Origin of the sequence: Photobacterium sp. GJ3, assembly GCF_018199995.1 — a bacterium.
GTDB lineage: Bacteria > Pseudomonadota > Gammaproteobacteria > Enterobacterales > Vibrionaceae > Photobacterium.
Genome location: NZ_CP073578.1, coordinates 1,969,637 through 1,983,737, shown reverse-complemented (window position 1 = coordinate 1,983,737; position 14,101 = coordinate 1,969,637). Strand labels below are relative to the sequence as shown.

13 protein-coding genes are annotated in these 14,101 nt (G+C 51.6%); 7 read left to right on the top strand and 6 right to left on the bottom strand.

What is annotated here, in order from left to right; translation table 11 throughout:
- The first annotated feature begins 155 nt into the window (after nucleotides 1-155).
- The 3 genes from KDD30_RS08885 to KDD30_RS08875 are packed head-to-tail and all read left to right on the top strand — an operon-like array spanning nucleotide 156 to nucleotide 3,125.
- Nucleotides 156-476, top strand: coding sequence for a (2Fe-2S)-binding protein (locus KDD30_RS08885; protein WP_211645532.1), 321 nt, complete (start codon nucleotides 156-158; stop codon nucleotides 474-476).
- On the top strand, nucleotides 469-1,854 hold the full coding sequence (locus KDD30_RS08880) for an FAD/NAD(P)-binding oxidoreductase (protein WP_211645530.1): 1,386 nt from the start codon (nucleotides 469-471) through the stop codon (nucleotides 1,852-1,854). Before KDD30_RS08885 ends, KDD30_RS08880 begins: the two co-directional genes overlap by 8 nt.
- Complete coding sequence (locus KDD30_RS08875) at nucleotides 1,851-3,125, top strand: FAD-binding oxidoreductase (protein WP_211645528.1); 1,275 nt, start codon at nucleotides 1,851-1,853, stop codon at nucleotides 3,123-3,125. The genes KDD30_RS08880 and KDD30_RS08875 overlap by 4 nt, the downstream gene beginning before the upstream one ends.
- Nucleotides 3,126-3,179: 54 nt before the next feature.
- On the opposite strand, the gene KDD30_RS08870 is transcribed toward KDD30_RS08875, so the two are convergent.
- From KDD30_RS08870 to KDD30_RS08855, 4 genes are all read right to left on the bottom strand, one after another.
- Nucleotides 3,180-3,560, bottom strand: coding sequence for a DUF2809 domain-containing protein (locus KDD30_RS08870; protein ID WP_249199054.1), 381 nt, complete (start codon nucleotides 3,558-3,560; stop codon nucleotides 3,180-3,182).
- 98 nt (nucleotides 3,561-3,658) lie between these two features.
- Complete coding sequence (creD, locus tag KDD30_RS08865) at nucleotides 3,659-5,008, bottom strand: cell envelope integrity protein CreD (RefSeq protein ID WP_211645522.1); 1,350 nt, start codon at nucleotides 5,006-5,008, stop codon at nucleotides 3,659-3,661.
- Between the two features lie 71 nt (nucleotides 5,009-5,079).
- Nucleotides 5,080-6,522 (bottom strand): two-component system sensor histidine kinase CreC, encoded by a 1,443-nt coding sequence (gene creC / locus KDD30_RS08860; protein WP_211645521.1) that lies wholly within the window; start codon nucleotides 6,520-6,522, stop codon nucleotides 5,080-5,082.
- Nucleotides 6,519-7,235: a response regulator gene (locus KDD30_RS08855; RefSeq protein ID WP_211645519.1), complete on the bottom strand. Its 717-nt coding sequence runs from the start codon at nucleotides 7,233-7,235 to the stop codon at nucleotides 6,519-6,521. The genes creC and KDD30_RS08855 overlap by 4 nt, the downstream gene beginning before the upstream one ends.
- 134 nt (nucleotides 7,236-7,369) lie before the next feature.
- On the opposite strand from KDD30_RS08855, the gene KDD30_RS08850 reads away from it, so the two are divergent.
- Entirely contained in the window at nucleotides 7,370-8,122 is a 753-nt protein-coding gene (locus KDD30_RS08850) for an AAA family ATPase (protein WP_211645513.1), read from the top strand.
- A 75-nt stretch (nucleotides 8,123-8,197) separates the two neighbouring features.
- On the opposite strand, the gene KDD30_RS08845 is transcribed toward KDD30_RS08850, so the two are convergent.
- Nucleotides 8,198-9,106, bottom strand: coding sequence for a LysR family transcriptional regulator (locus KDD30_RS08845; protein WP_211645511.1), 909 nt, complete (start codon nucleotides 9,104-9,106; stop codon nucleotides 8,198-8,200).
- A 95-nt stretch (nucleotides 9,107-9,201) separates the two neighbouring features.
- Here KDD30_RS08845 and KDD30_RS08840 point away from each other — a divergent pair, with 95 nt between their 5' ends.
- The 3 genes from KDD30_RS08840 to KDD30_RS08830 all read left to right on the top strand — a co-directional run bounded on the left by KDD30_RS08840 (nucleotide 9,202) and on the right by KDD30_RS08830 (nucleotide 11,920).
- Nucleotides 9,202-10,392, top strand: coding sequence for an MFS transporter (locus tag KDD30_RS08840; protein ID WP_211645510.1), 1,191 nt, complete (start codon nucleotides 9,202-9,204; stop codon nucleotides 10,390-10,392).
- Nucleotides 10,393-10,643: 251 nt separating this feature from the next.
- The gene (locus KDD30_RS08835) at nucleotides 10,644-11,234 is read left to right on the top strand and encodes a GNAT family N-acetyltransferase (RefSeq protein WP_211645508.1); all 591 of its coding nucleotides are present in this window, start codon (nucleotides 10,644-10,646) and stop codon (nucleotides 11,232-11,234) included.
- A gap of 83 nt (nucleotides 11,235-11,317) precedes the next feature.
- Nucleotides 11,318-11,920: a CHAP domain-containing protein gene (locus KDD30_RS08830; RefSeq protein WP_211645505.1), complete on the top strand. Its 603-nt coding sequence runs from the start codon at nucleotides 11,318-11,320 to the stop codon at nucleotides 11,918-11,920.
- A gap of 80 nt (nucleotides 11,921-12,000) precedes the next feature.
- On the opposite strand, the gene KDD30_RS08825 is transcribed toward KDD30_RS08830, so the two are convergent.
- Nucleotides 12,001-13,947 (bottom strand): methyl-accepting chemotaxis protein, encoded by a 1,947-nt coding sequence (locus tag KDD30_RS08825; RefSeq protein ID WP_249199051.1) that lies wholly within the window; start codon nucleotides 13,945-13,947, stop codon nucleotides 12,001-12,003.
- Nucleotides 13,948-14,101: the final 154 nt, after the last annotated feature.

The window sequence follows — 14,101 nt, the reverse complement described above, 5'->3', positions numbered from 1 at the left end:
TTTCGTTAAAAATCTTAACAGACACGTGAAAAGTTGATCGAAAACAATTGATAAACAGAATGACGTGATAGCGTTCGCAATATGCATGCAGTGTCACTTACTGTGTGTTTTGTTAGTGGTTTTTTCTTACCTTATGCACATGAGATAGATAATAAATGACACATATAACAAGAAAGCAGGATATTACACCAATCCTTGATGAAACCTTTCGGATACGGGTGGATGAGACTGAAGTCGATGCTGTACCCGGAGAAAGTGTTCTGAGTACATTACTGGCGAACGAGTTCAGACGCATCATGAAAAATGATTACGGGCAGTCATCCGGTGCCTTCTGTGGCATGGGGGTGTGTCATTGCTGCATGGTCAGCATCAATGGACGCCATAAAAAACGTGCCTGCCAGACCATCGTTCAGCCTGGTATGGAAGTTAGCACTTGTCGTAACCGTGTTGTAGAAGGAGCTGATCAGAATGTCTGAGTCGATTGTAGTTGTGGGCGCAGGCCCTGCCGGGATGTCGATCGCGACAACATTGTCTGAACACGGCATACGCACCACGGTGGTGGATGAGTCGCCAAAAGCTGGTGGCGTGATCTACCGGGGACCGTGGCGGACGACGCAAACCATGCCCCATCTGGATGAAAATCTGCAAAAAAAAATCCGGTTACAACAAGAATTGGTGGTGAAGCATCAGGCCAACATTCAATTGCAGACAGAAACCCGGGTCCTGGGGCCGCTGGCGAATAACCAGTTGCTGTTGTCACACCATGACAAACTGTCTCAGTTGGATTTTGACTATCTGTTTTTAGCAACAGGTTGTCAGGAGCGAAGCATTCCGTTTCCCGGATGGCAGTTACCGGGTGTGATGCTGACCGGGGGGATTCAGTTACAGCTGAAAAGCGGGCTGGTGCGTCCTGGCCATCAGGCCGTTCTAACGGGCACCGGCCCCTTGCTGATTCTGGTGGCCTGTCAGCTTCATCGTGCCGGTGTCGCCGTTCAAGGTGTCTTTGATGCCACGCCGTTTATGGAGATCAGCAAAGAGGTACTGGCTTTGCTGAACCGTCCGCAAGTGACCCTGGAAGGGATGTCGCTGATGGCCTATCTCAAGCGTCATCGCATTCCGGTGAAATATGGCTGGGGGATCGTGAAAGCCGAAGGTGGCGACACCCTTGAACGTGTTGCCGTCGCGCCCTATAACCGAAACTGGGAAGCGGACAAACAGCATCTTGAATGGATTGATGCTGATTTGCTGGGGGTTGGCTACGGTTTTGCATCCCGCTCACAATTGGCGCAGCTGATGGATCTCAATGTTCGGGTGGATGAGTTCAGTGGTTTGATTCCGGTCACGGATGCCCAGCAACGGAGCAGCCGTGAGAATATTTTCTGTGCCGGTGACTCCGCGCGTTTTGCCGGTGCCGATGTCGCGATTGTCGAAGGGCAGATCGCAGCTCTGTCACTGGTGGCTGAATTGAAGCCGGAAAAAGCAACAGACATACAGGCGCAACTGACAGAACTGCAGAAAACGCTGCGACGCTATTATCGCTTCCGGGGAGCGTTTGACCGGGCCAACCAGCGCAAGAAAGGATTGCTGCAATTGCCTGAGCCTGACACCGTGATTTGCCGTTGCGAGCAGGTGAAACGTTCCGCGATTGATCAAGCGATTCATGAAGGATGCCGGGATACCGTGAGCCTGAAAATGCGCACCCGCGTCACCATGGGTGACTGTCAGGGGAAAACCTGCGGTCATTACTGTTACGACCGGCTGGCCCAGGAGGGCTTCCACAACGAGCAGGGGCACTTCAGAACCCGGTTCCCGCTCGATCCGATTCCTTTTTCAGCCATGGAGGACGAAGCATGAGTCAATATGATGTGGTGATTTGCGGCGGCGGTGTGATTGGCGGTTCGGTTGCCTACGCTCTCAGCAGAAATCAGGATCTGAAGATCGCACTGGTCGATTATAAAAATCCGGGGAATGCCTCGCGGGCGTCTGCGGGTGGTTTATGGGCCATGGGCGAGTCTACCGGTCTTGGCTGCGGTGTGATTTTGTTTAAAACCTTGTCGAAACAGCTTCAGGAAGGGGCCGATGTCTCTCAGGCCGAGGGCATGAAGCCGCACATCATGCCAAAACCGTTTTTTGATCTGGCAATGATGTCGAACGCCATGTATCCGGCACTCAATCAGGAATTGCTGGAAAAGCACGGCGTTGATATGAGATTTGAAAAAACCGGACTGAAGTTTGTGCTGTTTGATCAGTACGACCGGATTTACGCCGAACATATCGCCGCCGCTGTGCCAGACCGGCAGCAGCATATCCGCTGGTTAGATCGGGATACCCTGCTCAGTGAGGAGCCGAATATTTCCCGGGAAGCCATTGGTGCCATGGAGTTTGATACCGACCATCAGATCAATCCGTACCGGCTGAATGACGCATACGTGGAAGCGGCCCGTCAGAACGGTGTCGACCTGTACCTCAATACCAAAATCACGGGGATTGAGCGTCAGGGGAACCGGGTGACCGCCGTGCAGACTTCTCGCGGTAAACTGAACTGCGGCATGATCATCAATGCCGGTGGCGCCTGGGCTGAACAAATCAGCCTGTGGGCAACAGGCATGCAAATGCCGGTTTTCCCGGTGAAAGGTCAGGTGCTGGTTTCAGAAAAGCTGCCGAAAATCCTCAATGGCTGTATCACCACCAGTGATTGTTACATTGCTCAGAAGGATAACGGCGAGATTCTGATTGGCTCGACAACCGAAGAGCGTGGTTATGACACCAGTACCGATCTGACCCTGCTCAAGCAACTGGCACAAGGCGCAACGAAGTCCATCCCTCAATTGCGGGATATGAATATCAAGCGTTGCTGGGCCGGATTACGTCCCGGTTCGCCGGACGAGCTGCCGATTCTTGGTCCGATGCCGGGTGTTGAAGGGTACATGAATGCGTGCGGGCATTTCCGGACGGGCATGCTGACCTCTGCAATCACAGGTAAGTTGCTGAATGAACTGGTCCGCGGCGAATCAACCAGCGTGGATATCAGCCCCTTCCTGTATGATCGTTTCCTGAACGAACGGGGGAAATGGTGGGTGAATATCACCTCGAAGCCAGCCTGTAATTTGGGTGAAGTTTGCTGAAAAAAAGCCTCAGGCCACAGTCTGAGGCTTTTTGATTCAGGGCCTGGTGTCGCTTCAGCGTGAAGGGGACAGCGGCGGACGATGCTCATCCAGCAGACAGATCCCGCAGCCGATGGTATAAGCCAGCAGATCCAGCCAGTCGAAGGTCGCACCAAAGATGATCCGCAGGGCGGTGTGATCCGCCAAGCCCAGCCACGTCAGCACCTGCACATATTGTGCCCATTCAATACTGTAAGCGAAGAGCAGCACGCCCAGGCTGGTAACCAGCGGTTTGCATTGAACCACTGTGGTCACACAAGTGTAAATCCAGATCACCACCAGCACATCGCCGATAAAGGGTCGGATGAAACTGTCTTTGACGTACAGCGCAATAAAAACAAGGATCGCCAGTAAAGTCAGACTGACCAGACAGCGGTGCAATGAGAATCGAATCATAAGGGCCTGCATTCTGTGTTGGTTTCAGGTTGAAGTCGCTTCAGAGCCGCCGAACACGGCCTTGAGTGTTATGGTGTCAGTTGCATGAAGTCACTGACTTACTTTGATTGGTTTTCGTGGTCGGGTTGGTTGTTTTGAGGCGACGGAATCTGAGCCGAACGGTCATACCAGTTGATATGACGGGTCAGAACCATGACAAAGCTCAAAATAACAAAGCAGAGCAGGGTTCCCATCAGTAAAGCGTAGCTTTCTGCCTGCAGCAGTCCGAACAGCAGCGCATACAGCATCAGCATACATCCTGCGAAGACAGCCCCATGCCGGGTGTGTCTCAGGATACCGGCAACATAAACACCTAACACCGCACTGGAAGCGAAGGCTGAGACCAGATACGACCCGTTGAACCCAATGTGCTCACTGAAAGAAATCAGCAGCAGGTAAAACACCGCCAGCGCCAGTCCGACAAAGCCATACTGAACCGGGTGAATGGGTTTGGCCTGAAAGATTTCCAGCAGGAAAAAGGCAGCGAAAACCAGGGTGATTACCAGCAGAGAGTAGTTGATGGCACGATAGGATTTCAGATAGTGATCAACCGGTTCAATTAAACTCACGCCCATCTGGCGGCTGTTCAGTGAGTCACATCTGTTGCCGGACAAACACTGGTTCAGTAATTCATCAATATTGCTCGACAGATGATTGGTCATCCAAACCGCGTTGAATCCTTGTTCAGAAATATTCGATTCAACCGGCAGATAGTCTCCGGTAAAGCTTGGGTGCGGCCAGGCAGAGCTCAGCGCGACTTCCGTTTGTTTTCCCACAGGTGAAACGCTGAGCGAATCCATCCCCTGCAAAACCATCGACAGATCAAACTGAAGGGGCTGTGCCAGATCCAGCGCGTTCGGATCGAGCGGGATATGAAAACCCTGAGACCACTGTTTCAGGCCCGTCCCGGGTTGAATACGAAAATCCTGTCCATTGAGTTTAGCCTGTCCGATGTGATTGATCCCCCGGCTGTCTGAAACCGCTACAACCAGCTCGACGGATTCAATCTGTTCTGCCGGAATGTCCTTGAGTCCGGTCAGTGCATAGCTGCCTTTCAGGTTGGTATCGGCATGATAAAGCCGAGCGGTATAAATGCCGCGATACTTTTCAAAGCTCTTGAGCTGCGCATTCATCTGGAATTGTTCAGGCAGAATATATTTGGCCAGGGTCACTTCGTAAGGGCCTTCTTTTCCGGCCACAGTCTGACGGTATTTCGCAATCAGCAACGGGCCTAAAATGGATTGCCGATCGCTGCTGCTGCGCGCGATGTCCCGGCGGACACTGTCTTGCAGGTCGGAACGCTCACTGATGAGGTTTTGAATCATGGCGGTCGGAATTTGTAACAGCAGCAGTAAAAACAGCACGAAGCCGAATTTCATGCCGATTTCGCTCTGGAAAATTTTTTTCATGATGAGTCTCCTTGGTTTGCAGAGACTCTAGCTGTCCAACATGGTGTGCAGATGGAGAGAAGATGGAGATTCTATGGAGACGGAAAGGTCAGGGTAACGCTGACACCGTCTGCTGTGTTTTGAATCGCTAATTCACCCTGATGTAATTTGGTGACCTGTTCCACGAAATTCAGCCCAAGCCCCGTACTCTTCGCGCCATTTTCACGCGGCAGCGAATAGAATCGCTCGGTCAGCCGGGGGAGGGCATAGTCCGGAATGTGAGGCCCTTCATTGAAAAGACGGATCGCCATCAGACCATCAGATTGTGAGATGCGCCATTCAATCCTTCCACCGGGGCGGACGAAATCCAGAGCGTTCTCCATCAGATTAAACAAGGCTTGCTGCAGCAGGAACTGATCACCATGGATCGTGCAAGGGTTGTCCACAATCAGATGGCATGAACTCTTGTTCACGCTGAGTCTGGCATCTGCCGACTGCATCACAGGGTTGATCAGGGTTTCAAAGGAAATGCGGGAAACCTGTTCCAGTTGCGGCATTTTTTCCAGCTTGGCCAATTCCAGCAATTGCTCAATCAGTTGCTGCATGCGATTGCTTTCCCGTTCGATATTCCCGGCAAAATGGGTGACCTTGGCCTCGGGCAAGGGCATCTGCAGAATTTCGCTGGCCCCTTTGATGGCCGACAGCGGACTTTTCAGCTCGTGGGTGAGGGTCTGGACATAGTCTTCCACATATTGTTTGCCGTCGAGCTGGCTGCGAAGTTTTTCCAGTGCATCACTCAAACCGGCAAACTCATAAAAAATCCGGAATCTGGGTTTGGCGACTTTTTCGCCCGCGCCCATCTTTTCTGCATACCCGGCCAGTTTGGACAAGGCCGAGTTGATCCGCCAGGCCAGCAATCCACCCACAATCAGGACCAGCCCGGTCATCAGCAGCATCCAGAACGCCAGATTGCGCTTGGTCTGATCGATAAAAGGCTGAATGGAACGGTTGGCTTTCGCGACGGTGACGCTGCCGATGATTTGCCCGTTGTGATACACAGGGGCCGCAATATGCATGATGGAAGAAGCCGGGTCCGCCGGATCCAGCGGGGTGCTGCGGGCACCATACTGTCCCCGCAAGGTCAGGTAAACATCGTTCCATTGCGAGAAATCTTTGCCGATATCCTGTTGCCACGAATCTGCCACAACGATGCCCTGCCGATCCGTGATGTAAATTCTGTGGTTGATGGCATGTTTACCGACCTCCCAAATCAGGGCATTGGGCTCTCGCTTGCCGTAGGTTGTGATCAGTTGGGTCAGCTTACTTTGTGTCATGTTGCCGCTGGCTAGATCCGCTTCGGCAAGCACCGCCAGAAGGTGAGCCATGTCGACTAAGGTTTCTTCAGTCGCCTGACGCATACTGGGCTTGAGCTCCTGAACCATGGTTTGACTGACGACATAAGCCGTGAAAGCAACCAGAATAAAAAACAGGATAAACAGACGGATGCCAAGAGGGATCCGGGGCCAGCGACTCATGCGGTGTCCTTGTCTGAAAAATAGTAGCCAAAGCCTCGTTTGGTCTGAATTCGCTCGGGCTGGCCAACGGCTTTCATTTTGTGGCGAATTGCTTTGATATGGGAGTCAATATTTCGTTCGTAAACGGCTTCCGGGGCCATGTCCGCAGCGATCATCAACTGCTCTCTGCTGAGTACTCGGGGAGAAACCTGAATCAGTTTATCCAGAATTTTGAACTCGACGGCGGTCAGACCCAGTGGCTGATTCTGAGCATGGTAATCAAAGTTGTCTGCAATCAGTTCATGGCTCACCGCATCGATCATCAGCGCCTGAGCCGATGCTTGTTCTGTCGTGGACTTTGCCGGCGCCTGTTTCTTGATGCGAAGCTTAATCCGGGCCAGCATCTCCCGGGGACTGAACGGCTTGGTGACATAATCGTCCGCGCCAATTTCCAACCCGACGACACGGTCAATTTCATCGTTTCTCGCTGTCAGGAAGATGATCGGGACATCAGAAAATTCCCGGATGGTTTTGCACAGCTCGAATCCGTTCGCATCCGGCAGTCCGATATCCAGCACCACTAAACCGGGCGGATGAGCCTTCAGATCAGCCAGTCCTTCACCGGCGGTCGGAAACCAGCGGACCTGATAACCGTCCATCTCGAGGACATGGATTAAAGTATCCGCAATGGCAGGTTCATCTTCAATGATCAGAATATTCAAAACAGGGCCCATTTTTGACAGGAAACCGGATTATACCCCTGTTGATTTCAACCAATCGAGTGCTTCTGATTCGCGGGTGTGATTTTGCTTGAAATTCTCACTTTTCTCCGGCTCAATTCGGTTTATTTTCTGGATTTTCCGGCGCAATGGAACCTTTACCTTATCTTCGAGAGGTCAGTCTGAAACGCGATCAGATTGATTCATTCAGCACTTATCCGTTTTCGATTCCTGCCGTGAAAGGTCTGGATCAAATTGACTTCAGCGCTGAAGTGACAATCTTTGTCGGCGAAAACGGCAGTGGTAAATCTACGCTGCTGGAAGCGATTGCGGTGGGGATGGGATTCAATGCCGAAGGCGGCTCGAAAAATTTCCATTTCTCGACCCGAAGCACGCATTCCAGCTTGTACAAATATCTGCGGTTCAGTAAATCCTTCCGGCGGTATCAGGACGGATTTTTCCTGCGGGCCGAAAGTTTTTATAACGTCTCGACCCATATTGATGAGCTGGATGAAGCGCCCAGTTTTGGCCCGCCGATTATTGATTCCTACGGCGGCGTGTCACTGCATCATCAGTCCCATGGTGAATCTTTTCTGAGCTTAATGGTGGAGCGCTTCGGCGGCAAAGGTTTGTATATTCTCGACGAACCGGAAGCGGCTTTATCTCCTATGCGCCAAATGTCGGTCCTGAGCCGGATGCATCAGCTGGTGCAGGACCAATCGCAATTTATTATCGCGACACATTCCCCCATGCTGATGGCTTATCCCGGCGCACTGATTTATCAGATTGGTTCGAATGGCATTCACCCGATCAAATACGAAGACACGGAACATTACACCATCACCAAAGCTTTTTTGAATCATCCCCAACCGATGCTGGATGCATTATTTGAGGAAGATTGAGAGGGGATGACGACACGCTGATTCTTTCCACGGGTAGCTGTTTTATATTCCCTGAGTCTGTGAAATGTACTGCATTCAGGGGGCAAAATTCCGATCCCCCCAGTGCGATAACAATGCCTCGCGAAACACTGTCAGCTTCGCAGAAGACTGACGTGAGGGCGGGTAAAGCAGTGTCAGATGCTGGGGAGGTGGTGCGTTTTGGCTCAGGACTTCCTGTAAGCGTCCGTCGGCAAGATACGGGCGGACAAAAAAAGTCAGTAATTGCGCAATGCCTGTACCTGCCACGGCCGCTTCAACCAGGGGATCACCATGATCAAGAATCAGATTGCCTGTGACATCAAGGCTGGTGGCCTGTCCCTGTACCGTAAAACGCCACGGGTTAATGAGTCCGTTTGATGACAAGCGGACTCGCAGGCAATTATGCTGCGCCAGATCTGCGATTGATTGGGGGACGCCCCGTCGGGCGAGATATCGGGCTGAGGCAACGGTCACCCAATCGGCCGATGCTAATGGTCTGGCGATGACCCGGGCATCCGCAATCGGGCCGCTGCGAATCACGGCATCAAACCCTTCATCAATGATATCGACGTTTCTGTCGGTCAGCACCAGTTCGATATCCAACTGTTCATGTTGTTCCAGCAACGCATTCACAATAGGCATCAGAATCGCCCGACCAAATGCGGAGGGGGCACTGACTTTCAGCGTTCCTTTGGGGATCAGGCCATGATGCTGAATTTCATGTTGTGCGTCGGAAAGGCCGGAGATTAAGGGACGAATCCGGGACAGAAACAATTCACCGTCAGCAGTCAGGCTCAGGCTGCGTGTGTTGCGGTGCAGGAGCTTGACGCCTAACTGGGCTTCCAGCCGGCTGACGGCTCGGGAAAGTCCTGACTGCGTCAGCCCCAGCTGAGCTGCAGCGAGCGTGAAACTGAGATTGTCGGCAACTTTCACAAATTGCCGGATGGCATTGAGATCAGCATCCATGATTTAAATCATTAGTGAAATGAATTCTAAGTGTTTATCGATTCTAATTCATAAATGATACTCGATGCATCTTTAATGTCATTAGGAAACGATTGATGCGATCTCCTTTACCTTCCGGAATTTACCTTTTAAGTCTCGGTATCTTTGTCATGATCTCCTGTGAGCTTCAGGTTCTGGGCTTTATGCCTGCTTTGGCGGCCGATCTCGGGATCGCCATTGCTGATGTGGGCTATCTGGTCTCAGCCTTTGCTGCCAGCATGGCCGTTGGTGGGCCTGTTCTGATGCTTGTGCTGTCTCGTTATCCGCCCCGGATGATTCTTGCCTGCTTGTATGTGATTTTCATTTTGGGTGAGTTACTGGGCGCCTTTGCGCAAAGTTATGCGCAATTGATGCTGGCCCGTGCTGTCACCGGAATGGTATCCGGTGCTTTCTTTGGGGTTGCGATAGGGCTGTGTTCCAGAATGACCGGCCCAAAAGACACCTTGCGTGCCGTGGCGCTGGTACTCGCTGGCATTATGCTCGGCACCATTATCGGCTTGCCGATGGCAAAACTGATCGCAGCATACTGGGGCTGGCGTGAGAGTTTTTTTGTTGTCGTCGTGCTGGCTGTGTTGAGTGCGGCAGTGACCCTGAAAGCAATCCCGGAACTGCCAGCGGAAGCCGCTCAGCCGCTGAAGCAAGAACTGAAAGCGACACTGGATATCAAACTCTGGTGGGTGTTTGCGACCAGTTTCTGCGTGATTGGGGCTGTTTATGCCCCCTTCAGTTACATTGTACCGATTCTGACTGAGCTGACCGCGCTGCCTGAAGGCACAGTCACAGCATTACTCTTCGTTTACGGGCTGTGTATGCTGGCTGGCAACCATCTGGTCGCGCTTTTGGCCGGGAAGCATGCCAAAGCGACCCTCGTGGGCGGGCTGGTGCTGATGCTGCTGGTCTTTGTGGTGTTTGCACTGTTTGCGAAGATCGTCTGGGTGGCTGTCATGTGTCTGCTTCTGATGGGGTTTTGTGGTGTCAGCCTGAATCCGGCGTTGGTGAGCCGGTTGATGCAATTACCTCAGGGACAACGCGCCTTGATCAATACCTTGCATGCCTCAGTGATTAACGGCGGGATTATGTTCGGCAGCTTTGTGGCAGGCCTGACCCTGGATATGGGGTTGCCCTTGAACACAACGCTTTGGGTCGGCGCCGCAGTGGCGTTGACAGGATTGGCCGTGATTGGTTTGTCTCCCAAGCTTCATCCGGGGTCAGCGCAGTCTGCAACGCAGCAAATTCAGGCTCATTAATCCGTTTGTTTTTTGAGCATCCTGAGCAGGTGTGATTCGCGCACCTGCTCCGGATTGATTTGTTTCAGAAGTGTACGCACATCCGGCATATTTGTTATGGTGGCAGACCCACAGCGATGTGAGGCGCTGGTGATGTTTGAAACACTGGTTTTCTGATTCAGACAAGGTGAAGTATTTCAACCGGGCTTGTGCCATGTTTCTGACTTTTCCGGTGAGAAGATGCTGTTCAGCCAACAATGAGAATGACCACGATGGAAAGATTTCAATTTCAGGACGGAAAAGATTTACCCCTAACCGATTTAACCATTCAGGGGCCGCGTATTGTACTGACATCGATTTGTGAAGCGAATGCCGAGGATATTTTTCAGCATTTTAATGCGAGCGTGACGCGTTATATGATGCCAAAGCCTGCCGAGTGCATTGAAGATACATTACAGTTTATTTCGCAGTCTGTGGCCGCGATGCTGGCAAAACAGGAACTGGTTCTGGTGATCAGTCATCAGGAAACCGGCGCGTTTTTAGGCTGCTGCGGATTTCATGGTCGTGGTCAATACCGCACACCTGAATTAGGGATCTGGCTGAAAGAAGCAGCGCATGGGCATCGGTATGGTTTTGAAGCGATTCAAGTGCTGTGCGCGTGGGCCATTCAGCATGTTGATTTTGACGCGGCCATTTACCCGGTCTCCAAAGTGAACATTGCCAGCCGGAAGATTCCGGAGCGCTTGGGCGGTCAGGTGGTTGCGGAGAAAGTGATTGTATCAATGTCGGGTTTTCTTTTAGACAAAGTGGTGTACAGCATTCCCTATTCGGTCCTGATTGAAACGACTCATGCAGCAAAATAAAACTTACCTTGCGTAATTTGATGGTCGTTTCCTGAATACATATCGCGCGATACAGTGATCGCTGTTAAGACAGGAATAGGTTCATGAAAATCAAATTTGTTCTGGCAACGGTTTGTCTCGTCGGCGCCGTGAGCGTCGGGGGGTACTTCGGCCTGACAAAATTAAACCTGAATACTGACCGTCAGGTCGGAGAGGTGATTGATTCCCTCAACGGAGTGGCGGTTTATTTCAATGGCGGGGTGAACCATGTTTCCGAGAGAAATGTCTCTGAAGACGGGTACAACATTGGTCTGAAATATCAGTGTGTAGAATTTATCAAACGATACTACTTTGAACACTTGAACCACCGGATGCCCGACAGCTACGGACATGCCAAAGACTTCTTCAATCCAACGCTGGCGTCAGGCACGCTGAATACCCAGAGAAACTTGATTCAGTACCGGAACGGGCAGGGGCAACGGCCGCAAGTGAATGATATTTTGGTGTATGATGCAAGCTGGCTGAACCCGTACGGGCATGTTGCGATTGTGTCTGATGTGAGTGTCGAGGCGGGTACGATTGAAATCATTCAGCAGAACCCGGGTCCGTTTTCGACCTCAAGAGAAACGTATCATCTGGAGCACAAGGACGCGCAATGGCGAATCCAGCACGACAACATCCTGAGTTGGCTGCACAAAGCAGGGTGACCGAAGCAGAGGTGCGATGTCGTGTGGTTCCGGACAGAACAATCGGTGTGTCCGGAACCGTCAGTGCATTGTTTTTCGGCTTACAGCTTAAACCGCCGGACTAAGGCATTTTGTTCCTTCGCCTGATGATCGAGCTTCAGGCTTGCGCCGGTGACACTTTCCATGGCCGCAAGGTTAGCATCGGCAATCTCGCTGATGTCCTCCAGACTGCGGGCAATACTCGCCGTTGTGCTTCGCTGTTCTTCAGTCGCCTGAACGATTTGGCTGCTCATCTCATTGATCTCAATAATGATGGCCTCAATCTCCTCCATGGCACTGCTTGCTTCAGACGTCTGACTGACGCTGTTTTCCATTTCCTGAACACACCTTTCGATGACCCGGACCGCCTGGCTGGATGAGGTTTGAAGTTCCTGAATCATGGATTCAATCTCTCCTGTTGAATCCGTCGTCCGCTGCGCCAGAATGCGCACTTCATCGGCAACAACGGCAAAACCTCGTCCCTGATCGCCAGCGCGTGCAGCTTCAATCGCTGCGTTCAACGCAAGCAGGTTGGTTTGATCAGCGATGTTCCGGATCACATCAAGAATACTGCCGATATTGCGGCTCATTTGTTGCAGGTGGTTGACGGCCTGAACTGAGTCATCCAACTGGGACGATAACTGATGCGTGGTTGAAATATTGCGCCCCATGACGTCACGACCGGTTGAGGCAGCCGAGGCGACATGCTTGACCTTATCCAGAGTGTGCTGCGCACTTTGGGTCACCTGAGAAACAGAGTGCTCCATTTCTGTCATCGCGGTTGCCACGGATGCTGTCTGTTGCCGTTGTTCATTGAGACGGCTGGTTGTTTCCGTGGTTGTGGACTGGTTCTGTGTCGCGACCTGGGTGAGTTCGGTGGAGGCATCACTGAGCTGGCCCAACAGCTGCTGCAAGTGGTTGGCTAATGTATTGATATGGTGGCTGAGCTGCTCGAACTCGACAAATTTGTTCTCGGTAATCCGTTTGGTCATGTCGCCGTCGGTCAGTGCTTCCAGTATCCGTAAGGTTGCTGCGAGCGGCTGACGGACATTTCTTGCCAGAAACCAGCCAATCACCAGCGCCAGAGCAGACGCCAGGCACCCTAACAAAACTGTGTGCGTCACGCTGGACTGATAAAACTCACCGGCTTGCGCGATGGCGCTGTCCATATCGGTTCTGGCCTGACTGCGAAAACTTTCCAGCAGCGTATTGGCCTGATTGATTTCAAGCGTGAGCTGCGTGATGCTGGCATAGAGCCGCTCCTGAGCCTGAATGTAAGTGAAATGAACATCCAGTACACCGCCGGGTTGCCCGATATCCTGATTATACTGCTCGATTGGCGTATCAAAGGTGCGCTTGAGATCCGAATTCATCGACGTTAAAGCGCGATAAGCATTTTTCAGATGATTGACCAGGCGTTTGTTGTTCTTGATGGCTTCATTGATGGTTTCAACATCCGATGAAGCCAGCGCATCTGAGGTAATGGCTTCGGTCTGACTGAGTTTGTCGAAATAGCTTTTTGCCATCATCAGCTCTGAAACACGACTCCGCTCTGCTATCACATCTTTCATTCTTACATTCAGATCGCGGTGTAATTGCTGGAATCGGCGAATGGATTGCTGACGGGCATCGTTAGCGGCCAGTTGATCGCGATAATTCGTCATTGCGACCTGAGCTTCAGAAAAATAGCGGCTTTCGAGTGCCTGTAAAGCGTCTAACTGGCTGCTGAGTGCCGGAAAATCTTTTGCTGTGTCCACCAGCAATTTCAGCGTTTGCCGAAAGGTCTCATAAGCTTCGGTAAATTGTGCTTCGTAACGCACCATTTGCGCAGGGTCATTGGTGGTCAGAAAATCCTTGAAGATTTTGTCTGCGGTCAGAAGCTCGACATTGGCCTGACTGGAAACTGTGACCAGAGGCAGGGACTCTGTATTGACATTTTCGAGCTGGCTGAAAATGTTTTTTGTTTCCATTAAGGTCAGGGTGCTGGTCATGACGAACAGGCCAATCATGATTGCAAATCCTGCATACATGCGCCTGATTACAGAGGTGTGTTTTCTCATTGCGTTCTCGTCCCTAAAAACATGTACAGCATGAACCGTCTGTATACCTTGCGGCTCTGTTTTGCTTTGTCTTTCATTTGTTATTGTCATGATCAGTGATACA

Bases quoted from the DNA above. Each gene is read 5' to 3' on its own strand.
- KDD30_RS08885 (WP_211645532.1), top strand. From the start codon at position 156: ATGACACATATAACAAGAAAGCAGGATATTACACCAATCCTTGATGAA.
- KDD30_RS08880 (WP_211645530.1), top strand. From the start codon at position 469: ATGTCTGAGTCGATTGTAGTTGTGGGCGCAGGCCCTGCCGGGATGTCG.
- KDD30_RS08875 (WP_211645528.1), top strand. From the start codon at position 1,851: ATGAGTCAATATGATGTGGTGATTTGCGGCGGCGGTGTGATTGGCGGT.
- KDD30_RS08870 (WP_249199054.1), bottom strand. From the start codon at position 3,560: ATGATTCGATTCTCATTGCACCGCTGTCTGGTCAGTCTGACTTTACTG.
- creD (WP_211645522.1), bottom strand. From the start codon at position 5,008: ATGAAAAAAATTTTCCAGAGCGAAATCGGCATGAAATTCGGCTTCGTG.
- creC (WP_211645521.1), bottom strand. From the start codon at position 6,522: ATGAGTCGCTGGCCCCGGATCCCTCTTGGCATCCGTCTGTTTATCCTG.
- KDD30_RS08855 (WP_211645519.1), bottom strand. From the start codon at position 7,235: ATGGGCCCTGTTTTGAATATTCTGATCATTGAAGATGAACCTGCCATT.
- KDD30_RS08850 (WP_211645513.1), top strand. From the start codon at position 7,370: ATGGAACCTTTACCTTATCTTCGAGAGGTCAGTCTGAAACGCGATCAG.
- KDD30_RS08845 (WP_211645511.1), bottom strand. From the start codon at position 9,106: ATGGATGCTGATCTCAATGCCATCCGGCAATTTGTGAAAGTTGCCGAC.
- KDD30_RS08840 (WP_211645510.1), top strand. From the start codon at position 9,202: ATGCGATCTCCTTTACCTTCCGGAATTTACCTTTTAAGTCTCGGTATC.
- KDD30_RS08835 (WP_211645508.1), top strand. From the start codon at position 10,644: ATGGAAAGATTTCAATTTCAGGACGGAAAAGATTTACCCCTAACCGAT.
- KDD30_RS08830 (WP_211645505.1), top strand. From the start codon at position 11,318: ATGAAAATCAAATTTGTTCTGGCAACGGTTTGTCTCGTCGGCGCCGTG.
- KDD30_RS08825 (WP_249199051.1), bottom strand. From the start codon at position 13,947: ATGATTGGCCTGTTCGTCATGACCAGCACCCTGACCTTAATGGAAACA.